We start from the raw sequence: 21,768 nt of genomic DNA, 5'->3' as shown, positions 1-21,768 counted from the left end.
AACCCTAATTGTTCGCTACAGGAAACACACCTAGATGACATTCCAACTCCTGATGCTGGTTTTGGCCATAGTGCTGATTATCGAAGGGATAGGTCCGCTTTTATTTCCGAATCGTTGGCGGGCATATTTGCAGGAAATTTCCAGCCAAAATCAACGGGTTTTACAAAGGTTGGGTGGTGCTTTAGTGACCGCGGGCGTGGTCATATTGATTATTTTTTCATAAATTACTTGCCACTTCCCCCCCAAGATCTGCTAAAATCCCGTTTTAACCACTACCTTGCAGCAAATAATGGGCAAAAACGTTGTAGTTCTCGGCACCCAATGGGGTGACGAAGGAAAGGGTAAGATAGTCGATCTACTTACCGAACAGGCCAAATATGTCGTTCGTTATCAAGGTGGCCACAATGCTGGTCATACACTTGTTATCGATGGTGACAAAACCGTTCTTCATCTTATTCCATCAGGGATTTTACGCGATAATGTAAAATGCATTATCGGTAATGGTGTTGTGCTTGCGCCCGACGCACTGATGAAAGAGATCAACATGCTTAAAGAGCGTGGCGTCCCTGTAGAGGAGCGTCTGCTTATCTCCGAAGCGTGTCCGTTAATCCTTCCTTTCCATTGTGCCTTAGATATCGCACGTGAAAAAGCACGCGGTAACAAAGCTATTGGTACAACGGGTCGTGGTATCGGTCCTGCTTATGAAGATAAGATCTCTCGTCGCGGTCTTCGTGTTGGCGATCTGTTTAATGCAGAACTGTTCGCCGAGAAACTGAAGGAAGTGATGGCATATCACAACTTCATGTTGACCGAATACTATGGTTGCGAAGCGGTTGATTACGAGACCACGCTAAAAGATGCGTTGGCTATCGCCGACTATCTGAAGAGCATGTGTACCGATGTTACTGAGCTACTGGATCAGGCTCGTAAGAATGGCGACAACATTTTGTTCGAAGGCGCTCAGGGCACGCTACTGGATATCGACCACGGTACTTATCCATTCGTAACCTCTTCAAACACGACTGCCGGTGGTGTAGCAACAGGTTCAGGTTTCGGTCCACGTCATCTGGATTATGTTTGCGGTATCATCAAGGCATACACCACACGTGTGGGTGCGGGTCCTTTCCCAACTGAACTGCGTGACGAGATCGGCGATCACTTAGGTACTAAGGGTCAAGAGTTCGGTGCGACCACAGGTCGTAAGCGTCGTCCAGGTTGGTTAGATATCGTTGCCATGAAGCGCGCGGTTCAGATCAACAGCATCAGCGGTTTCTGTCTGACCAAGCTTGACGTACTCGACGGCTTGAAAGAAGTGAAGCTATGTGTGGGTTATCAGTACCCAGATGGCAGCATCTCTACCGTAACTCCGCTGGCAGCCGAAGGCTACGAGCAGGTAACGCCTGTGCTCGAGACTATGCCTGGTTGGAGCGAAAGCACCTTCGGTGCGACCTCTATCGATCAACTGCCACAGGCAGCGCTCGACTATATCAAGCGAATCGAAGAGTTACTGGAAACGCCAGTCGACATTATCTCAACGGGTCCCGACAGAAACGAGACCATGATTCTAGTGAATCCGTTCAGTTAATCATAAGGGCCGCGTTAAGCGGCCTTTTTATTTTTAGGGTCTAGCCTAAGTAGAGTAGCGAAAGCGAGCCTGGTTAGCATAAGCTCAGCCAAATAGGCTAGGTTGGCGATAAGGTTACAATCACTTTTTAAGCTAACGCCGCAGCGGCCGATAAGATAAGGTATACTGCCTAAGTCTGTCATAGAGATAAGGCGTGAGATTAACCTAGAGACCTTAACTAACGTAACAGTTAATGCAAGAGTTAAGGTAGGAGTTAAGGCAAGAGTGATGACGAGATTAGTATGCGTTATTTTGCTGGCCTGTCTATCGACGCTGGCCCAGGCCCAGGCCCAAACACAAGCACAAGCACAAGCCGAGGCACAAGCCGTTAAGGCTAGCGATAACACGTCTGCCGATAAGAAGGCGGAGCTCAAGGCGGTCAACATCTACAGCCAGGAGCAGCTTGTCGAGATGATCCGCGACAAGTCTTACCTGACCCGCGTCAAGGGAGACGACTGTCAGCTGGTGCAAGATATCGAGGCCCGCGCCGAAGTATTGAAGCAGCCGCTGTACCAATATTTATGGGCGGAGATGCTGAACTATGGCATCTGCGTCAAGGCCAATCCGCCACGGGGGATCTCCATGCTACGCGACGCCGCAGAGCAGGGGAGCGCCGAGGCCATGGTCAGGATCGCCGAGTATTACCATGACGGTAAGTTCGTGATCCAAGATAAGGAGCGTGCGGTGCAATACACACTGCCCGCTGCCGCCAGTGGCGATCTGCCTGCGCGCATGATGCTGGTCAGATTGTTTGGCGAAGGCTATGGTAGCCCCAGAGACTATGAGATGGGTTACCACTGGCTATACAACGATGTATTTAGTGATGAGGCGACCAAACAGGAAGCCCTGAAATTATTGATGGTGCTGGAAGCAAAGATGCCCGCAAGTGCAGTTGAGAGGGCTAAGCAGGCGCACCTGAGATCCCGGTAAACGCCCTAAGCCCCTTAGCAACAGCAGGAGAGCCTGGGCAAAATTTATGGATAATGAATGATCAAAGATCCGCATTTAAAGCGTGAACAAGAGAAGTACGACAACCCCATTCCTAGTCGTGAGTATATTTTAGATTACTTACGCTCACAGCAATCACCCCTCAATCGCGAGAAAATCGCCCAGGCGCTGAAGATCAGCGACGAAGAGCAGCTCGAAGCCTTGCGCCGTCGCCTCAGAGCCATGGAGCGAGACGGTGAGCTGGTCTTTACCCGTGGCCAGGCCTATGGTCTGCCCGAGCGTATGGATCTGCTCAGCGGCACCGTTCTGGGGCACAAGGATGGCTTCGGCTTCCTCAAACTCGATGAGGGCGGCGACGACCTCTTCATCAACAACCGTGACATGCTGATGTATTTTCACGGCGACAAGGTATTGGCCCAGAAGGCTGGCGTCGATCGCAAGGGGCGCCGCGAGGCTCGTATCGTCCGTCTGACCCATGAGCGCACCGCGCCTCTGGTGGGGCGTTTCCACCTGGATTCAGGTATGGCCTTTGTCATCGCCGACGACAAGCGCATCACCCAGGAGATCCTGATCCCCGACGACGATCGCAACGGCGCCCGTCAGGGCGATGTGGTGGTGGTCGAGCTGACACGCCGCCCCGGTCGCTACATGAAGGCAGCGGGTAAGGTCACCGAGGTACTGGGTAAAGAGATGGCGCCTGGCATGGAGATAGAGATTGCCCTGCGCAACTATGATCTGCCCCATACCTGGTCAAGCCTGATCGAGAAGAAACTGCGTAAGATCCCCGATGAGGTGACCGAAGAGGATAAGCAAGGCAGAGTCGATCTGCGCAAACTGCCTCTGGTTACCATAGACGGTGAAGATGCGCGCGACTTCGACGATGCCGTGTACGCCGAGACCAAGAAGAGCGGCGGCTGGCGCCTGTGGGTCGCCATCGCCGACGTGAGTCATTATGTACGCACCGAGTCGGCGCTGGACAAAGAGGCCCGCGCCCGCGGTAACTCCGTCTATTTCCCGTCTCAGGTGATCCCCATGTTGCCGGAGAAGCTGTCTAACGGCCTCTGCTCCCTCAACCCTGGGGTCGATCGCCTCTGCATGGTGGCCGAGATGACCATCTCGGCGGCGGGTAAGCTGTCGGGTTATAAGTTCTACCCGGCCGTGATGCACTCCCACGCGCGCCTCACCTATACCCAGGTGGCGGAGATGCTCGAGGGCGGCGAGGTGAGCGATGAGCTCAAGCCAATCTTCCCGCATCTACAGACCCTGCAGTCGCTCTACCTGACCTTGGATGATACCCGTGCCCAGCGCGGCGCTATCGCCTTCGAGACCACGGAAACCCAGTTTATCTTCAACGCCGATCGTAAGATCGAGCGCATCGAGCCGCGCACCCGTAACCAGGCCCATAAGATCATCGAAGAGTGCATGATCCTGGCCAACGTGGCGGCGGCCAAGTTTGTGAAGAAGCATAAGGGCGAGGTGCTCTACCGGGTGCATGAGGCGCCGTCTGAGCAGAAGCTGACTAACTTCAAGGACTTCCTCAAAGAGCGCGGCCTGTCCATGGGCGGCGGCCTAGAGCCTGAGCCGGCCGACTATCAGGCCTTGATGGAGCAGGTGGTCGACCGGCCCGACGCCGAGCTGATCCAGGTGATGTTGCTGCGCTCCATGCGTCAGGCCACCTACACCCCGGATAACGAGGGCCACTTCGGCCTGGCGCTGGAGGAGTACTCGCACTTTACCTCGCCGATTCGTCGCTACCCGGACCTCATCCTTCACAGGGTGATCCGTTACCTGTTGTCGAAAGAGCGCGGCGAAGCCAACGACAAGTGGACGCCAGATGGCGGTTATCATTATCAGATCGAAGAGCTGGATCTGCTGGGCGAGGAGTGTTCCAACACTGAGCGACGCGCCGACGAGGCGACCCGCGACGTCAGCGACTGGCTCAAGTGTGAGTTTATGCGTGACCATGTGGGCGACACCTTCGAGGCGGTGATCGCCTCTGTGACTCACTTTGGCATGTTTGTCCGCCTGAGCGATCTCTTCATCGACGGCCTGGTGCATATCTCCACCCTGGGTGGCGACTATTATCACTATGATAATATGCGTCAGCGCCTGGTGGGCGAGGCCTCGGGCCAGGTGTATCAGATAGGCGACCCAGTCACCGTCAAGGTGGCCGCGGTCAACCTGGATGATCGCCAGATCGATCTCATGATGGTGGGCGATGATGGTAAGACATCACGCCCCCGCCGTGCCAAGAAGCCTCTGACCGCCCGCGAGCGGGTCAATCTCGAGGGCGCCAAGATGGCGCGCAAGGGTAAAGAAGATGACAAGCCGAGCGGTAAGCGCCGCTCCGCTAGACGCAGTGACGCTAAACCTGGGACAAGTAAGCCCGGAGCAGGTAAGTCGGGAGCCGGTAAGGCTGGCGCGAGTAAGTCAAAGGCCGGGGCAAAGAAGTCATCGGCCAAGCCGGGCGCCAAGAAACGTAAGAGCGTGAAGAAGCGCAGCAGTAAGAAATAAGAGACTCAAATTAGATGAAGAAACAAGATTTCACCTTCGGCATCCACGCCGTTGAGGCCTTGCTAAAAAACAGCCCTGAGCGGGTGATCGAGATGTGGGTGTTGCAGGGACGCGACGATCAGCGCCTGATGCCGCTGATCAATATGGCCGCCGAATACGGTGTGTCAGTGCAGCAGGCCTCACGCAAGGCGCTGGACGACAAGGCCGGCAGTAGTCAGCACCAGGGAGTGCTGGTACGCGCCAAGCCTGCCAAGCAGCTCAATGACAACGATCTGCAGGCGCTACTGGATAAGACAGAGACGCCGTTTCTGTTGATCCTCGATGGCGTGACCGACCCTCACAACCTGGGCGCCTGTCTGCGTAACGCCGACGCCGCCGGGGTACATGGGGTGATTGTGCCGCGCGACAACTCGGTTGGCCTCACGCCAACCGTTAGCAAGGTTGCCTGCGGCGCCGCCGAAGTGGTGCCCCTGTTTCAGGTGACTAACCTGGCGCGTACCATGAAGTCCCTGCAGGACAAGGGCGTGTGGATCGTCGGCGCCGCCGGCGAAGCCGAGCACGACCTCTACAAGGCCGACCTTAAAGGCCCCATCGCCATCGCCATGGGCGCCGAAGACAAGGGGCTACGTCGACTGACTCGCGAGAGCTGCGATTCGCTGGCCTCTATCCCTATGGCGGGTAGCGTCTCTAGCCTCAACGTCTCTGTGGCCACAGGAATCTGTTTGTTCGAGGCGGTTCGCCAAAGGTTGGGGTGATCGGGAATTCGATCTTTCAATTTTGGATTTAGCCTATTGGGTTTCCATAGGTGGTAGGAATGCCGATGAGGTGTAGACTTCATCGGCATTTTTGTATCTGCTTTACATCGGGGGTCAGCTAACCAGTTAGCCAATCTCTAGGTGTAATGCGTACCGTCATTTAGGTTTATAACCTGTTGTTTAGCGTTAACCGTCGATTTTATCTATCGCCTGCCCGGCGGGGGATGTGCAAGCACTCTTTTGGCACGCTGTGAATATATCCCTATACGCTTCACGGCGGCGTCCATGCCGCCGAGAGCCAAAAGCGTGCTTACACCCGTATCTAAACGTCTCTTCGATTTGACTGTGTTTGGTGTGAAGTGGGGGGTCATAAGCTAACTTGGTTTTGCCCCACAATTGAGTTAACAAGTTGTCGGTGGATCAGTTACGGACTATAAATAGGGTTGTTCTAAAGCACATGGATAGCTACTAATAAACAATACGTTTGAAATTTGGGGGAAAGACGAGTTGCGTTAAAGTCGTAAACGTAACTCGTTTTTTCCGTAATACTAGACAATGGATGGTATACTAATTAGCCCAAACAGTGTTGTAAGCATGAGTCGCAAGATCTTCTGTGCGAGCTATTATGTCATCTTCCGTCCATGTGTCTTGAGTAGCTGCTGCTAAGAAGTCAGAGACAACACGATAGTCTGATTGTTGATAAATGAGTTTTTTTGCGGGAAAGTCTCTCACATTGGCATTGCCATTCAACTCTTGACCTAATGGTAACAAATTACCGATCGAGCCAATAATATCGGGGCTGACTCCGGTCGTTGACTGGCTCATAATGTGTTCAAGTGATAGATCGCTTGGTTCGAACTCGTTGCTATTCCTTAAAGAGCGCTCCAGCTTGAAAAATATGTATTGAATAAGCTTTTTATGAGCAGTATTTCCATTTACAAACTGCAATTTGGAAAATTTATCTGTGAAGTTTTCTTGAGTCGGTTTCTTTATATCTAACTTGGTAAGCAGATCATTAATTATATCTCTTGCGTCTCTGGCGTTTTGTGCATTTGATAAGCTTCTAGCCGACTTAGCGTACAAGCCTTCTATGCCTGATGGGCGCAAGCTACATACAGAGTTAAACATGAAATGGAAATTTTCTATCTTCTCTAAGGTATCAATTAATTGGCTTTGTCTTATCACACCTCTTGCGCGAGTTTTAAATAGAGAAAGGAGGAAAGAGCGCATAATACTAACGTTGAATGTTCTTAATGCAGACAGAGAATTATAAATTGCAGCTTGATCTGATTGAGGCCAGTCAGTAGCTAGAGGCGAAATAATCTTGATGTAGCTTTGACTATCATCATATAGCTCGTCTAGATAACCTTCAGCAGTTAGATTTCCAGCATCCCATTGTTTCTTAAATGCTTTGTATAGATTTCGCTTACTGGTATATGCAAAGTTTGTTGTCCAATGATGGATCGTATATTCTTCGAGTCCTACAGATACATCCCTAGATGATAGGTTTTTAACAATTCCATTCCATTTATCTTTCGCAAAATCAATAGGGTAAGTGGTTCCCCATTCTTGAAGAACCTTGTTTTTTATTAGATCAACCGGGCTTAAGTTAATTCCACGAGCATTTAGAATTTCGAAAATTGTGTAAGCGTCATCGCTGTTAAGTACGTTTACTCTGATCACTTTTAAGTGATCTACGATTAAGTCAATTAAAACGTTGATTAGTTCGATGTATTTTTCATTGCTTACATTGCCAGTTAGACTGAAAACTTTTTTTAATGAAGCTTTACCTACCAGCCTATTTATTTGATCAAAACCGCTTTTTACGAGATTATCTTCCTCAGATTGCGGGCTACAGTCGTGTAGCTCAAGATCTTGAACTAACAGTTGGAAGAAGTTCGTGGTTGAACGTTTATCTAATTTCGCAAACTTTTCACCTCTACGGTCTGAGCCTTTGATATAGGTGTCAAAAGTTGATTGAGCAGCGCGAACGCCACCTGCACCATTCAGAGCTCTACACAACGCAGATATAAACATTGTGATTACAGTTAGGCGTTGTTGTCCGTCTACAACTTCTACCTCGAAACTATCATCTCGACCAGCTAAAACTAAAGTACCGATAAAATACTCTTCGCACTGATATCCTTCATCAGTAGTGGTGATTGAGTTAACTAGATCTGACCATAGTTCATCTATATTTTCTTTCGTCCAAGAAAACTCTCTTTGATATCGAGGAATGAAATACTGTTTGCTCACTGACAAGAGCGCATTTATGGTCACGGGCTCAGCTTGGAAGTTCATCGAATGCCTTTTATTCACAATGAGTTTGTAGTTGAATATATCAGGTAAGTTACTTCCAATAAATCATAAGGGTAGAGATTTTTAAGGTACTAAGGGCAACTTGATTTCGATTGCGTTTTAGGTACTTGAGACCCAGAACGAGCATACCAGTTCATAGTACTTGTGGATGTATCTCAGTGTGCTATATCAAGCCTCTTCTTTATATATACTCTGGGTTGTTCAGCATCGCTTGTTAACGAGATGACCTGCGTACCGCTTTCCTTTGAATTGCCATCGACTAAGTAGCCAGTTTTGAACCGTTTTGGGTAGCCCAAACTCACCATATCCGAAATGACAGGTTTAGAGCATAGGTTCAACTCGTTTGTGTCCAAAATTACTTATCTTTTGATTGTTAGGGTCATGACAAGAACGTTAAATCGAAGAGGCGTTGGATAACTAGTGTAGATACGCCGGTGAGCTTCCGAAACAGGGATGTTTCGGCAGAGCCTATAGGGATATATTCACGGCGTCTCACAGGCGTATCTGCACATGAGCCCACCGCAGGTGATAAGTAGACCATGAAGCTATGGTCTGAACTCACAGAGCAAATATCAAAGCGGTTAGCCGCCACGACTGGCAAGTCAGATTAATTGCCCCATCATTTGGGGGCACTCAAACCTTTATTTAAAGGTGTACAGCAGATTAAAGGTAGTGACGGTATCTGTCTGCTTCGACCCTTCTGGTACCACTTCCGTGTACTTGATGTTCATGCCTATTTTAAACGCCCAGTCCTGGAATAGGGTGTTCTTGTAACTCATGTCTAGGGTGACGGTGTTGTTTGCCTCGCCGGTCTCTGCGGTGAGGTCGGCGTTGAAGCTGGTGTATTCGTGGATTTTTTGCTCGAATTTGGCGGCGGTACGCAGAATGATCTCGCGGTCGGCCTCGGGGTCGGGTACCGACTCGCTCACCTGGGGCAGGTTGTATCGATAACCTGGGCCGACTTCGAGACTCAGCTTAGTGCTGTCGTCGCTGATGGCGTCGAAACCATAACCGGTCGACACGGTCGAGATGCGGGTATAACTACCAAATCTGTCTTCGGTGAAATCACCGCGGGCGAAGATATAGCCTGAGTAGATCTTGTAGCTCGACTGGAGCTGAACGTCGTACTTCTCCGAGGTGGTCTTTTCCGAGTCGGAGGCGAAGTAGGCCTTGAAGACTCCTTCCTGACGAAACTTGTCTGTGTCGTAGACGAGTTTGGTGCGGCCGTTGAAGCTGCTGGATTCTGTGTTACCCGTGTTGATCTGCAGCCCGGCCTCTATCTCGGCAGAGAAGTCGCTGGGGGGTTCCTGATAGTCCGGGGGCACCAATGCCCAGGCGCTGTGGCTGAGGCCGAGTGTGATAAATAAACTTGTTGCTCTTAACATTATTTTTATTTTTTGCACGCGTCTAGAACACAAAAATGACAGCGGACTATCATACCGTTTCACCGGGCGATGGGCAAAGTGAATCACGAAAGATATTGCTTGAGTTTTGAGGTGTGACCATGTACTATTCCGCGGCTTAATTCAGTCACTTTATTTAGTTCCTTGCCTCCATTTGGTCTGACTGAGCCAACAACGAGGCTAGATAACCGTAAGGAGCAAAAAATGCGTCATTATGAAATCGTATTTTTAGTTCACCCTGATCAGAGTGAACAAGTGCCAGGTATGATCGAACGTTACACGGGTATCCTTACCCAAGCTGGCGGTCAAATCCACCGTTTAGAAGATTGGGGCCGTCGTCAACTGGCTTACCCAATCATCGAATTGCATAAAGCTCACTATGTTCTGATGAACGTAGAAGCGACTGCAGAATCGGTTGAAGAGCTAGAAACAGCTTTCCGTTTCAACGACGCTGTTCTTCGTAGCATGGTTATGCGTACCAAGGGTGCCATCACCGAAGCTTCTCCAATGGCTAAAGCGAAAGACGAGCGTGAAGCACGTCGTTCTAGCGAAGAGCGTTCAGCTGTAGAAGCTGAAGTATCTGAAGAAGCCGCTGAAAACGCAGCAGAGTAAGTTTATTTGTGGCCACCAATCACTTGGTGTTATCTGGAACCATAACCCGGTCCAGAAGCTTTAGTAGCCCGGCAGGTATCCCACATTGTGTGATCATGCTGGAACACAAATCGCAGGTTTATGAAGCAGAGATGCTGAGAAACGTATACTGCCAGATGCAAGTGATATTAAGTGGCGAACGCTTTAACAGCATCACAGACAAACTGAAAACCGGTGTGGATATTGAGGTCAAAGGTTTCATCGCCCTCCAGAGAGGACGCAATGGTCAAAACCGCCTGGTATTACACGCTGAAAATGTCGAATTGAAAACTTAGGAGACTGTCAAAATGGCACGTTATTTCCGTCGTCGCAAGTTCTGCCGTTTCACTGCAGAAGGCGTTACTGAGATCGATTACAAAGATATCGCTACTCTAAAGAACTACATCACTGAAAGTGGTAAAATTGTTCCTAGCCGTATCACTGGTACAAACGCTAAATACCAACGTCAACTGGCTCGCGCTATCAAGCGTGCTCGTTATCTTTCTCTACTGCCTTACACTGATCTACATCAGTAATAGCGCATCAATTTAGAGGAATTAATAATGAACGTTATTCTACTTGATAAAATCGCTAACCTAGGCAACCTGGGTGACCAAGTGTCAGTTAAAGCTGGTTATGCTCGTAACTTCCTTTTACCTCAAGGTAAAGCGGTAGTTGCTAACGCTGCTAACACTGAAGTATTCGAAGCACGTCGTGCTGAACTAGAAGCTAAGCTAGCTGCTGAACTAGCAACTGCTACTGAGCGCGCTGAGAAGCTGGCTGCTCTTGAAGCTGTTGTTATCGCTTCTAAAGCGGGCGACGAAGGCAAGCTGTTCGGTTCAATCGGTAACCGTGACATCGCTGATGCAGTAACTGCTGCTGGCGTTGAACTGGCTAAGAGCGAAGTTCGTCTTCCACTAGGTGCTATCCGCGCTACTGGTGAATTCGAAATCGACGTTCAGCTTCACGCTGAAGTTAAGGCTGTTGTTAAGCTTTCTGTTGTTGCAGAAGACTAATACACAGTTTTAAACGATTAAAAAAACACCGCGCTAATCTGATTAGTGCGGTGTTTTTTTATGTCTCGAATATGCCGCTAGGCGCTCTCGCCGCTATTCGGCTTGGTTTGATTTGTCCTGTGCAAATTGTGTGGCCATTAGCGTTAGTCGATAGTGAGGGTTGCCTGCAACCAGGCTGGTAACGGCTTCATTCAGGCTTAGATAGAGTTCTTGCGTGCCCACATGGCGAGGTTCATCTGCAGTGCATAGATAGATGTCACTCACTACTTTCAGCAGCCCCGTCGGGGTGAAGTTTGCACAAAGCCGGATAGTCACAGTTTCATTGGCAAGTTCACTCACGCCAGATTCTAGGGTGAGGCTCTGGGCGATAAGCGGTTGGTCGTCGCCTGTGAGGGTGAAGTTGAGGCGGCACTTAGGTGTGCTGCGCTGGCGCTGCAGGGCCTGCATTCTTCGTTGTTGGGCCGCGAGATAAAATCCGCCTAAGGGGCTGCTCATCCTATGCCTCATATTCATTGCCATTCTAATAACCTATGCCACTGACGAGTTAGCGACAAGTAAAAAAATACCCGGCGAGGCCGGGTATTTGTCGATTGGGTAAACGCTCTGACTTAAGACTAGTTTCTGACTAGTTTCTGACTAGTTTCTGACTAGGTCCAGCTCGCCCATCAGGTTGTCGGCGTGATCCACCTCATCCATCATCCACAGAATGTAGCGGAAATCCACATGCACCGCGCGGGTGATGGTCGGGTTGAAGAACCAGTCCTTGGTGATGGCTTCATAGGTAGAGTCGAAGTTTAGCCCCACCAGTTCGCCCTTGCCGTTAAACACAGGAGAGCCCGAGTTACCACCTGTAGTGTCGACACTTGAGAGGAAGTTCACCGGCACTGAGCCGAAGCTTTCCGGCTTATCCAGGCAAGAGAAGAGGCGGCACAGCCAAGAGGCTGGGTCTTGATAGACAGACTCGACCTTGTGGCTGCCGTAACGCTTGGCCTTGATGGCATCCAGCACCTTTTTAGGTGCATCGAACGGCTCGACGCCCGTGTGCTTGGCGACTATGCCTTCCAGGCGAGTGAAGGGCTGCTTGTAGAGGGCATCTTTCGACTGGTAACCATCTACCATGCCGTAGGTGATACGCAGGGTGCCGTTGGCATCCGGGTATACCGGCCAGTTGTTGGCCTTGTAGTAGGCGATAACGGCTTCCATGTAGCCAGGACGTGCCTTAGACAGCTTACCGGCCAGGGTCTTCTTGGCTTTTTCCTGGGCCAGGTTGGTGTCGTACAGGGCAACGGCGATGCGGATGAAAGGATCGGCGCTGGTTTCAAACGCCTTCACATCGGCGTCCATCCAGGCCAGACGCTCATCCTGATTGGTGAGGCCGGTTAGCGAGTAGAGGCCATCCAACTTATCGCTCAGGCTCACCTCTGCATCGTCCGATTTCAGCATGGCATCCAGCTCGGGTACGCGGTTGTCCTGTGCGAGATAGGCGTCGAGATCCTGTAGCCATAGGGTCTTGTCGACGCTGATGGCGAAGCTTGAGTCGATACGCTTGAGGCGCGCCTTGAACATCTTCATGTCGCGCTCCTGGTAGCCCTCTTCACGTTCGGCATCAGGCTTGGTCTTCTCCTTGGCCAGACGGTAGAGGCGGTTGGCCGCAGAGAGCAGGTCGCTCGATTGGGCGTTCTCGAAGAAGTAGCGGGTCTGCTGCGCCTGGCGCTGCTCAACTAACAGAGTCTCTAGCTGGTCGAACTTGGCCTGATAGCTCTGGTATTGAGTGTCAGTGGTGAGCCACTTGCGGAAGTCGTCTTCACGACCCTGCTTGATGCCAGCGATGTCGGTGGCCTTGAAGCCGTCGAGCAGACCGTTATATTTCTTCATGCGGTTGGCCATGGAGGCCAGTGTGCCTGCGTACTTGATCTTAACGCCTGCGTCCTGTGCGCCCATGGCTTCTATGGTGTCGATACGCTGCTGATAACGCTTGGCCAGGGTAGGGTAGAGCCAGTCGCTGGCAAACTTCAGCTCGCTGGTGAGGCGATAGCGGCTGGTCGAGCCCGGGTAACCGGCCACGAATACACCGTCGCCCGCCTTGACGCCATCGGCGTTGATCTTCAGGTAGCTCTTAGGCTTGAAGGGTACGTTGTCAGGCGAGTAGGCCGCCGGCTTGCCATCCTTGCCCACATAGGCGCGCAGGAAGGTGAAGTCGCCCGAGTGGCGTGGGTATTCGTAGTTGTCGATGTCGCCGCCGAAGGAGCCGACGCTCTTAGGTGGCGCGTACACCAAGCGCACGTCGCGAATGATCAGTTGCTTGATCAGGTAGTATTCCAGGCCGTTGTGGAAGCTGCGCACCGAGCAGCGGTAGTTGTCGTCGCTCTCACACTCTTTGATCAGTGCCTTACGGTTGGCCTGGATCTCTTCGTAGCGTTTCAGCGGGTCGTCGCTGAGCTCTTTGGTGACCTGGTCGCTCACGTTGGTGACCGCTTCTGTGATGTAGAGACGTTCGTTAGGGCCGGCAGAAGGTTCGTCCGCTTGTTTGCGCGCCAGGAAGCCATCGGCGATGTAGTTGTGCTCTTTCTTGCTGTTGTATTGAATCGCGCGGTAGGCGCAGTGGTGATTCGTCACAACTAACCCTTGGGGGGACACGAAACTGGCGGTACAATACCCCAGTCCGACAACTGCATTCATCGGATATTGGGTCAGATCGGCGAGTTGTTTTGCTGGAATTTGGATACCGCGTTCGCTCAGCTTGTCGGCGATCGAAGGCATTTGATACGGTTGCCATTGCCCTTCATCGGCAATCACTACGCCAGATGACAGCATTAAGGCTGCAACCAATGCTTTGCGCATGTTTATTCCTTAATTATTATGTGTAAGTTTGTAGGACGAACAGGTAAGAGGCCTGTTTCTGCTTGACCCGGGTTTTATATCATATTTTGCCTAATCGTTGGAAATTTGGAGAGTTAATGTCACAGCAAGGTGGATTTCAGGCTAAGAAAAAGCCTAGAGATATACAGATCGATGCATTGAAGATGCCGCCCCATTCGATTGAGGCCGAGCAGTCTGTGCTCGGTGGCTTGATGTTGGATTCAGATGCCTGGGATAAGGTGGCCGAGGCCGTGGTGAAGGATGACTTCTACTCCCGCTCCCACAAGATGATCTTTACCGCCATGGAGGCCCTGGTGGCCGCGGGTCAGCCCATAGATCTGATCACCGTCTCCGAACAGCTGGAGCTGGAAGATAACTTAGAAGATGCCGGTGGTTTCGCCTATTTGGGCGAGATCGCCAAGAACACCCCGAGCGCGGGTAACATTCTCTCCTACGCCGCCATCGTGCGTGAACGCGCCGTGGTGCGCGAGATGATCAAGGTCGCCAACGAGATCGCCGATGCCGGCTTTAACCCCGAGGGGCGTAACTCCAGCGAGCTTCTGGATCTGGCCGAGAGCAAGGTATTTAAGATCGCCGAGCAGCGCGCCAACGCCAACGAGGGCCCCGAGGGGATCAAGACCATCCTCGAGAAGACGGTAGACAAGATCGAGGAGCTGTACAACAACCCTCACAACGGTGTGACCGGGGTGTCCAGCGGCTTCAACGATCTCGACCGCATGACCGCGGGTTTCCAGTCGGGCGATTTGATCATCGTCGCGGCGCGTCCCTCTATGGGTAAGACCACCTTCGCCATGAACCTGTGTGAGCAGGCTGCGCTGCATGAAGACAAGCCTGTGCTCATCTTCAGCTTGGAGATGCCCTCTGAGCAGATCATGATGCGTATGCTGGCCTCTCTTGGCCGGGTGGATCAGACCAAGATACGTACGGGTCAGCTCGACGATGACGATTGGGCGCGCGTCTCCTCCACCATGGGGATCATGCTGGAGCAGGGCAAGATGTATATCGACGATGGCTCAGGCCTGACGCCGACCGAGGTGCGCAGCCGCGCCAGACGTATCGCCCGCGAATATGGCGGCCTGTCGATGATCATGATCGATTACCTTCAGCTGATGCAGGTGCCCGCACTGTCCGACAACCGTACCCTGGAGATCGCCGAGATCTCCCGCTCGCTCAAGGCGCTGGCTAAGGAACTCGAGATCCCTGTGATCGCCCTGTCGCAGCTTAACCGCTCTCTGGAGCAACGCGCCGACAAGCGCCCGGTAAACTCCGACTTGCGTGAATCAGGCTCTATTGAGCAGGATGCGGATTTGATCATGTTTATTTATCGTGATGAGGTGTATAACGACGACTCCGAAGATAAGGGCACCGCGGAGATCATCATAGGTAAGCAGCGTAACGGCCCCATCGGCCGGGTACGTTTGACCTTCCAGGGCCAGTTCTCCCGTTTCGATAACTACGCCGGTCCGCAGTTCGAAGAAGATTAATCCGACTAAGCTCATAGGGTGAGATTAAACTTGGTTTAATTAGCCCTATGGGTCGCTATTTTGCGTTACCCTCATCGAGTCTCGACGCCATTAACATTAAGGTTATTGTTTGAAACCCTTTCCCCGAGCAGAGATCAGCGGCGATGCGCTGAAAGCTAACCTAAAGCGATTACGCCAGCTGGCACCCCAGAGTAAGGTGATGGCCGTGGTGAAGGCCAACGGCTATGGTCACGGCTTATTAAATGTGGCCCACTGCCTGGCCAGTGCCGACGGTTTCGGCCTGGCGCGCCTCGAAGAGGCGCTGGAACTCAGAGCCGGAGGGGTGAGTGCCAAGCTGCTTCTGCTGGAAGGCTTCTTTCGCCCAAGCGATGTGGCAACCCTGGTCGAGCATGATATCGATACCGTGGTGCACCACGAGTCGCAGCTCGAGATGCTGGAGGCCGCCAGCCTGGCCAAGCCGGTGACCGTGTGGATGAAGATAGATACCGGCATGCATCGTCTGGGCTTTAACCTGGATCAGTTTGAGGCCATCTATCAGCGTCTGCAGGCCTGCCCCAACGTGGCCAAGCCCATCAATCTGATGACACATTTTGCCTGCGCCGATGAGCCGGATAATCCGGCGACCGCCGAGCAGGCGCGCCGCTTCGAGCAGATGACGGCAGACCTTCCTGGCGATCGCACCCTGGCCAACTCGGCCGCGACCCTCTACTGGCAGGCGACTCAGGCGGACTGGATCCGCCCGGGGATAGCGCTTTATGGCGTTTCGCCTGTGGTCGGTGACCTCGGTCGCAATCATGGTCTTGAGCCCGCCATGGAGCTGGTGTCTCAGCTGATTGCGGTGCGGGATCATAAGGCCGGCGATCCCGTCGGCTATGGCAGCTACTGGCGCGCCAAGCAAGATACCAAGCTAGGCGTGGTGGCCATAGGTTATGGCGATGGTTATCCCCGTAACGCCCCGGAAGGCACCCCTGTCTGGGTCAATGGCCGCCTGGTGCCCGTGGTGGGACGTGTCTCCATGGATATGCTGACGGTGGATCTCGGCCTGGACGCCACAGACAAGGTGGGCGATACCGCCGTGCTCTGGGGCAAGGCGCTGCCGGTCGAAGAGGTGGCCGAGCATATCGGCACTATCGCCTATGAGCTGGTGACTAAGCTGACTCCCCGCGTCGCCGTCTGCCTCGAATGATCAAATGACTAGTTTGTTGATGGCGAAAATATCTCTCACGCGGCTAGCTTCTCGGGCTAGCCGTCTGTTTTTTACAGGCTTGCTCGCCTTAGCTACCCAGCAGGCATTGGCCAGTGATGACCTGGCGCCTCAGGTTCAGATAAGCAGCGATGATGGCACCGAGGCTGAGTATGTGGCCGTGCCCTTCATCTTCGCCACCGAGAGCCTGAGTACCTCTGTAGGCGCCGCTGGTGTGGTCAAGCATGCGGGGCAGCGTCAGGCCTCCCTGTTTGCCCTGGGGCTGGGCACAGCCAACGACTCCTGGGTCACCTATCTTGGCGCCAACGACTATCAGCTGCCGGGGGTGGATAGCTGGTTGTTTTCCGGTGAGTATTACCGCGCCCGCTACACAGAAGGGATCTTCTACATTCCCGGGCAAGAGGTGGGACGCGCCGCCGATGCCCCCGAGCGTGTGGTGACTCAAGGAGATGAATCCTTTGCCAGGCTGCACCTTAAATATGTGCTGCCCTGGGGGCGAGGCGCCAAGGGCGCGGCCGCTAGTTTGCGCAGCGCACCCGTAGGCAGTCACGAATGGAACCCGCTCACCTCTGGGGTGAGCAGCATAGAGTTGACCCCTTTCTATACCGAGCAACGCCTGGAGGGATATGAGTCGCTGCCTCAATCGGCCCGCGGTTTGGAGCTAGAGCTTGCCTGGGATAACCGCGACGATCGCGAGAACAGCAAGCAGGGCGGGCGCACCAGCCTGACCCTAACCCGCGACTGGGGCAGCAGCCAGCGTCAGAGCTGGACCACCTGGGAGTTTGAGCAGAGCCTCTACTTCTCCCTTGGGCAGTCTGGCTGGTTCGACAGCCGGGTATTGGCCTTTAACTTTTATCTCGCAGACACCCCTACCTGGAACGACTATGACCCGAACAGTCAGACCAACGGGCGTCCGCCTGGATTTGCCGGGGTGGGCCTGGGGGGCTTTAAGCGCCTGCGTGGTTACAGCGGCGATCAGTTCACCGGCCGCAGCGCCTTGCTCTATGCCGCCGAATATCGGCTAGAGCCCAAGTGGCAGCCATTGCAGAGCCTGCCGGTGTTTCGCTGGTTCGATATTCCCTGGTGGCAATGGACGGCATTTGTCGAGGCGGGCAAGGTGAGCGATGCGTTTGCCTTAGATAGCCTGCACAGCCAGATGAAAACCAGCTTCGGCGCCGGTATTCGTTTCGAGGTGGAAGGTGTGGTGGTGCGTACCGATCTCGCCATCGGCGAGGAGGAAAGCCAGTTCTGGGTCATGGTGAACCAGCCTTTCTAATCATTACTTGAGGATTGCTGCGCTGGTTAGCCTTCGAAGCAGATCTCTATGTAGGCGGTACCGTAGATGCTGCTGAAGGGCATGATGATCTTCTGCCCGTCCGACTTATGGGCTATGGTGTGGTTCTTACCCGACACCACTATGGGGGTCGCCATATCGAACTCGTAGCCCTTATCGCTCAGCAGATTCTTGGCGCCGCCGGTCACCATGTTGGTCAGCTCACCCACCAGATCCGTCACCTCTTCGTCTATGCTCTCCGGCTTCTCTCCCAACATCTTGTTCATGATCTCTAAGATCAAGGTTTCTTCGAAGGTGATGGATAGCGAGCCCTTGGTCTGAGGGCCGACCATGCCGATCAGGCCAGATACATCGCCCTTGGCCAGGTTATCTTTTTTCAGGTTAGGTTTGCCGGGTTTGAGCTCCATGTTAGCCATGGTCTTGAGCACATTGAGCAGGGAATCGAGAAAAGGATTGATAAAGTCTACATTCATCGCAGGTGCAGCCCCTTCTGGTGATAACAGATCGCAGCATATCGGACTTTAAGCTTAGGTGATAAATGGGCGTAAAGCCTGCTGGCACTTTAACACCATAACATAAAGCTCTGGCGGGGCGACAAATCTTTTATATCTAACTTACTAATGGTAAAGATATTTGTGAGCTGCTGTTTGATTTTGTCGCCCAAGGCGCCTAAGGATGACGGCTAAGGCTTGCCCAATTCACCCATTTCGCGCTAGCCTCGACAGCATTAACGCCCGCTAATGTTAGGAGCCGCCATGTCAATGCTTCCCACACACTATACCCATGTGCAATTTAACGCCCCAGGAGGGCCCGAGGTGCTGGAGCTGGCGCAGAGTCCCTTGCCTGCCATAGCGCTGGATCAGTTGCTGATCAAGGTGGAATACGCCGGGGTGAATGGTCCGGATGTCGCCCAGCGCCGTGGCCTCTATCCACCGCCGCCCGGTGCCAGTGAGATCTTGGGGTTGGAGGTATCGGGCACAGTGGTTGCTATAGGCGAGCAGGTGACCGGCTGGCAGTTGGGGGACAGGGTGTGCGCCCTGGTGCCCGGCGGTGGCTATGGCGAGTATGTGGCGACCTGGGGCGTGCACTGCCTGCCTATTCCCACAGGAGTGACCATGGCCCAGGCGGCGGCCCTGCCCGAGACTTTCTTCACCGTGTGGGGACACATGTTCATGCGCGGCGGCCTCAAGGCGGGTGAGACTGTGCTTATTCATGGCGGCTCTGGCGGTATCGGCTCGGCGGCGGTCACCTTAGCGAAACAATTCGCTGTTAAGGTGCTGGTCACTTGCGGCAGTCAGGAGAAGATTGACTACTGCCTCGCCCTGGGGGCCGACCACGGCTTTAACTACCACGATGAGGATCTGCTGGCTCAGATAAAGGCGGTGGCGCCTCAAGGGGTGGATCTGGTGCTGGATATGGCCTCGGGTGACCTTATCGACCTTAACCTCAAGGCGCTGGCGATCGAGGGCCGCCTGGTCACCATAGCCCTGCAACGGGGCAGGCGCGCCGAGGTGGATGTGGCGCTCTTGATGGCTAAGCGTATCTGCTGGACGGGGGCGACCCTGAGGCCGCAATCGGTCGCGGCCAAGCAGGCGATCGCCGATGGCCTGCGTGAGCAGGTGTGGCCTAAGTTCGACACCCAGGAGGGCTTAGGCCTAGTGCCTCACCTGTATGCCGAGTTTGCGCTGGGTGATGCGGCCAAGGCCCACGCCCTGATGGAGTCGGGGCAACACAGAGGAAAGCTGGTGCTCAAGGTGGCGAATGACTAGCCGTCAACGGGTGTGACAAGCCGCGCGCTCATGGGGGCTGAGCGGTCTGTTAACTTTGGTATAAAGTAGGTTAGAAAAAACTTGAATAACTGATTTGATCGGCTAAATTCGTTACTAGTATCTACCGAGTGAACATTTTGATAGCAATTAAATAAAATAGATCCATTTGGCTATTGATTTCTGGCGGTATTTATTAAAAATGTGTGGGCTATTGTCCAGAGGCGTTTGTGGCGATGGCAGTGACTAAGCTAACTGTTGTCAGCTTTATAATTTTATATTGGTATGTGTTGATTTAAGGGTATTAGCATATATGTATGACACGTCTAAAGAACCTGTTTGGTATGGTGAACTTCGTACGGCTCGAGGTAATACTATCCTCATTCACGACAAAGAGTTTCCCGAAGCCACGGCGGGACGAGTTTATCTCTATAACACGGTAAGAGATGCCGTGATTGAATATGCCGAGGACATCGTTAAGGTGAACCTGCATGACCTTACGGAAGAGGAACTTAAGGCCGCTAAAGCTGAATATGACGCGAATTGGTTAGCGACCCGAGCCGCCTTCATGCAGCAGCATGCCGGTTGGGTTGAGGCGATTCATGCTAAACCTGCACCAGCGCCTAAGAAGGTGAAGGTGGATGCCGAAGAAGGCGCCAGCGATGACGACGATGATGATGTCGAACTCGAAGTCGATAGCCTGGACGACGGCTATGATGATTGGTCTGACGATGACGACCGCAACTAGGCAACCTGCCAGGACTCCTGCTTAGTTCGCCGCCATCCTTAGGTAAGAGGTTCCGGTCCCTCTGGAACCCCTACCTAAATCTTTTTTACTTCTCTTATCTTTTCCCGTTAGCATCTCATTTGATGAGATCGAACTGATAGCGACTCATGTGGTGATACACATCGCCCGGCATCAGCCAAGGCGTGCCCGCTAGGTGTGCCTGATTAGGGGCATCGGGCAGTTGCTGTGGCTCGATACATACCGCCTGATATGAGGCCAGTTTCTGCCCTTGCTTGCCAAGGGTGCCCTCGAGGAAGTTACTGCCGTAGATCTGCACACCTGGCTGATTGGTGTAGAGGGTCATGCGTCTGCCTGAGGCCGGGGCGCTGATGGTGCCGAAGCGGCTCAGGGCCTTGCCGTCATGGTTGGGCGTCAGGTAGCAGTGATCTATGCCCCCCGTCGGCTCGCTTTCCAGCGCCGTCTTCAGGCTCGCGAGGGACTGACCCTGGCTGAGATCCAGCGGCGTACCGGCTACCCGAGTCACATCTGTCGGGATCCCCTGCTCATCTGTGGTGAGGTAGTGCTGGCTGTCGCTCTGGATAATATGTCCCAGGCTGCTGCGCTCACCCGCACCTTCCAGGTTGAAGTAGCTGTGCTGGGTCAGGCTGATGGGGCAGGGTTTGTCTGTGCTGGCGAGGATCTCCACATAGAGGTTATTGCCCACCAGGCGGTAGTCGAGCTGGATATTGGCGTTACCGGGAAAGCCCATGTCGCCATCCGGGCTGAACAGGCTGAGGCGCACGCCATCGCTGAGTTGGCCGATATGCCACTGCTTACGATTGAAGCCCTCGCGGCCGCCATGCAAGCAGTTGTCCTGATGGTTGTTGTCCAGACTGAATTCTTGACCATCCCGGCTCAGGCGGGCACCGGCGATACGGTTGGCGTAGCGTCCGGCGATGGCGCCCAGATGGGCGTCTTGGGTCAGATAATCCTGGGCGCTGTCGCAGCCCAGCACGATATTGCCACGCTCGCCCTTGTTATCCGGCGCCCATAGGGAGCGGATTATGCCGCCGAGGCTGAGCACCTCGATGGCCAGGGTGCCGTTGTCTATGATGATGCGTTCAATCTGGCCACCACGGGGATCGTTCCAGGCATCGAGCGGGCGAAAACGTACCATGATAATCTTTTCCTTAAGCGATTAAAG

At 53.2% G+C, this 21,768-nt stretch carries 19 protein-coding genes and 1 pseudogene; 14 read left to right on the top strand and 6 right to left on the bottom strand.

Annotated elements, in window-relative coordinates; all coding sequences use genetic code 11:
- Positions 1 to 34 precede the first annotated feature (34 nt).
- From K0H80_RS16780 to rlmB, 5 genes and pseudogenes are all read left to right on the top strand, one after another.
- Entirely contained in the window at positions 35 to 223 is a 189-nt protein-coding gene (locus K0H80_RS16780; RefSeq protein ID WP_011867088.1) for a DUF2065 domain-containing protein, read from the top strand.
- A gap of 66 nt (positions 224 to 289) precedes the next feature.
- On the top strand, positions 290 to 1,585 hold the full coding sequence (locus K0H80_RS16775; RefSeq protein ID WP_011867087.1) for an adenylosuccinate synthase: 1,296 nt from the start codon (positions 290 to 292) through the stop codon (positions 1,583 to 1,585).
- A 402-nt stretch (positions 1,586 to 1,987) separates the two neighbouring features.
- Positions 1,988 to 2,554 (top strand): annotated as a pseudogene (locus tag K0H80_RS16770) (tetratricopeptide repeat protein); the annotation flags it as partial.
- A 57-nt stretch (positions 2,555 to 2,611) separates the two neighbouring features.
- Positions 2,612 to 5,086: a ribonuclease R gene (rnr, locus tag K0H80_RS16765; protein WP_220072335.1), complete on the top strand. Its 2,475-nt coding sequence runs from the start codon at positions 2,612 to 2,614 to the stop codon at positions 5,084 to 5,086.
- A 14-nt stretch (positions 5,087 to 5,100) separates the two neighbouring features.
- Positions 5,101 to 5,841: a 23S rRNA (guanosine(2251)-2'-O)-methyltransferase RlmB gene (gene rlmB / locus K0H80_RS16760; protein WP_220072334.1), complete on the top strand. Its 741-nt coding sequence runs from the start codon at positions 5,101 to 5,103 to the stop codon at positions 5,839 to 5,841.
- Between the two features lie 567 nt (positions 5,842 to 6,408).
- Here the strand turns inward: rlmB and K0H80_RS16755 are convergent.
- Positions 6,409 to 8,142 carry a DUF262 domain-containing protein gene (locus tag K0H80_RS16755; RefSeq protein WP_220072333.1) on the bottom strand — a complete coding sequence of 578 codons (1,734 nt, stop codon included), beginning with the start codon at positions 8,140 to 8,142 and terminating at the stop codon, positions 6,409 to 6,411.
- 659 nt (positions 8,143 to 8,801) lie between these two features.
- On the bottom strand, positions 8,802 to 9,545 hold the full coding sequence (locus K0H80_RS16750; RefSeq protein ID WP_220043398.1) for a DUF481 domain-containing protein: 744 nt from the start codon (positions 9,543 to 9,545) through the stop codon (positions 8,802 to 8,804).
- 222 nt (positions 9,546 to 9,767) lie between these two features.
- On the opposite strand from K0H80_RS16750, the gene rpsF reads away from it, so the two are divergent.
- From rpsF to rplI, 4 genes are read left to right on the top strand one after another with little or no spacing between them, the layout of a single operon-like run.
- Positions 9,768 to 10,175: a 30S ribosomal protein S6 gene (gene rpsF, locus K0H80_RS16745; RefSeq protein ID WP_011867080.1), complete on the top strand. Its 408-nt coding sequence runs from the start codon at positions 9,768 to 9,770 to the stop codon at positions 10,173 to 10,175.
- 8 nt (positions 10,176 to 10,183) lie between these two features.
- Positions 10,184 to 10,489 carry a primosomal replication protein N gene (gene priB / locus K0H80_RS16740; RefSeq protein ID WP_144202728.1) on the top strand — a complete coding sequence of 102 codons (306 nt, stop codon included), beginning with the start codon at positions 10,184 to 10,186 and terminating at the stop codon, positions 10,487 to 10,489.
- Between the two features lie 12 nt (positions 10,490 to 10,501).
- Positions 10,502 to 10,729, top strand: coding sequence for a 30S ribosomal protein S18 (rpsR, locus tag K0H80_RS16735; RefSeq protein WP_011867078.1), 228 nt, complete (start codon positions 10,502 to 10,504; stop codon positions 10,727 to 10,729).
- A gap of 27 nt (positions 10,730 to 10,756) precedes the next feature.
- Positions 10,757 to 11,209 (top strand): 50S ribosomal protein L9, encoded by a 453-nt coding sequence (gene rplI, locus K0H80_RS16730; RefSeq protein WP_011867077.1) that lies wholly within the window; start codon positions 10,757 to 10,759, stop codon positions 11,207 to 11,209.
- Between the two features lie 93 nt (positions 11,210 to 11,302).
- On the opposite strand, the gene K0H80_RS16725 is transcribed toward rplI, so the two are convergent.
- Both K0H80_RS16725 and K0H80_RS16720 read right to left on the bottom strand, forming a co-directional pair.
- The gene (locus K0H80_RS16725) at positions 11,303 to 11,704 is read right to left on the bottom strand and encodes a hypothetical protein (RefSeq protein WP_220072332.1); all 402 of its coding nucleotides are present in this window, start codon (positions 11,702 to 11,704) and stop codon (positions 11,303 to 11,305) included.
- A 141-nt stretch (positions 11,705 to 11,845) separates the two neighbouring features.
- Entirely contained in the window at positions 11,846 to 14,050 is a 2,205-nt protein-coding gene (locus tag K0H80_RS16720) for a S46 family peptidase (RefSeq protein ID WP_220072331.1), read from the bottom strand.
- 116 nt (positions 14,051 to 14,166) lie between these two features.
- On the opposite strand from K0H80_RS16720, the gene dnaB reads away from it, so the two are divergent.
- The 3 genes from dnaB (at position 14,167) to K0H80_RS16705 (ending at position 18,053) form a co-directional block, all read left to right on the top strand.
- Positions 14,167 to 15,573, top strand: coding sequence for a replicative DNA helicase (dnaB, locus tag K0H80_RS16715; protein WP_011867074.1), 1,407 nt, complete (start codon positions 14,167 to 14,169; stop codon positions 15,571 to 15,573).
- 109 nt (positions 15,574 to 15,682) lie between these two features.
- Positions 15,683 to 16,759: an alanine racemase gene (alr, locus tag K0H80_RS16710; RefSeq protein WP_220072330.1), complete on the top strand. Its 1,077-nt coding sequence runs from the start codon at positions 15,683 to 15,685 to the stop codon at positions 16,757 to 16,759.
- Between the two features lie 19 nt (positions 16,760 to 16,778).
- Positions 16,779 to 18,053, top strand: coding sequence for a BamA/TamA family outer membrane protein (locus K0H80_RS16705; RefSeq protein WP_258406128.1), 1,275 nt, complete (start codon positions 16,779 to 16,781; stop codon positions 18,051 to 18,053).
- Between the two features lie 26 nt (positions 18,054 to 18,079).
- Here the strand turns inward: K0H80_RS16705 and K0H80_RS16700 are convergent, their stop codons facing one another.
- On the bottom strand, positions 18,080 to 18,544 hold the full coding sequence (locus K0H80_RS16700; RefSeq protein ID WP_011867071.1) for a chemotaxis protein CheX: 465 nt from the start codon (positions 18,542 to 18,544) through the stop codon (positions 18,080 to 18,082).
- Positions 18,545 to 18,826: 282 nt separating this feature from the next.
- On the opposite strand from K0H80_RS16700, the gene K0H80_RS16695 reads away from it, so the two are divergent.
- Together K0H80_RS16695 and K0H80_RS16690 are read left to right on the top strand one after the other, a co-directional pair.
- On the top strand, positions 18,827 to 19,840 hold the full coding sequence (locus tag K0H80_RS16695; RefSeq protein ID WP_220072328.1) for an NAD(P)H-quinone oxidoreductase: 1,014 nt from the start codon (positions 18,827 to 18,829) through the stop codon (positions 19,838 to 19,840).
- Between the two features lie 310 nt (positions 19,841 to 20,150).
- Positions 20,151 to 20,585, top strand: coding sequence for a hypothetical protein (locus K0H80_RS16690; RefSeq protein ID WP_011867069.1), 435 nt, complete (start codon positions 20,151 to 20,153; stop codon positions 20,583 to 20,585).
- Positions 20,586 to 20,700: 115 nt separating this feature from the next.
- Here the strand turns inward: K0H80_RS16690 and K0H80_RS16685 are convergent, their stop codons facing one another.
- Positions 20,701 to 21,741, bottom strand: coding sequence for an aldose epimerase family protein (locus tag K0H80_RS16685; protein ID WP_220072327.1), 1,041 nt, complete (start codon positions 21,739 to 21,741; stop codon positions 20,701 to 20,703).
- Positions 21,742 to 21,768 lie beyond the last annotated feature (27 nt).

The sequence above is a fragment of the Shewanella aegiceratis genome (genome assembly GCF_019457495.1).
In the GTDB taxonomy this organism is placed as follows: Bacteria; Pseudomonadota; Gammaproteobacteria; order Enterobacterales; family Shewanellaceae; genus Shewanella; species Shewanella loihica.
The sequence above is the reverse complement of the archived record's forward strand: the minus strand, read 5'-3'. Positions and strand labels throughout refer to the sequence as shown.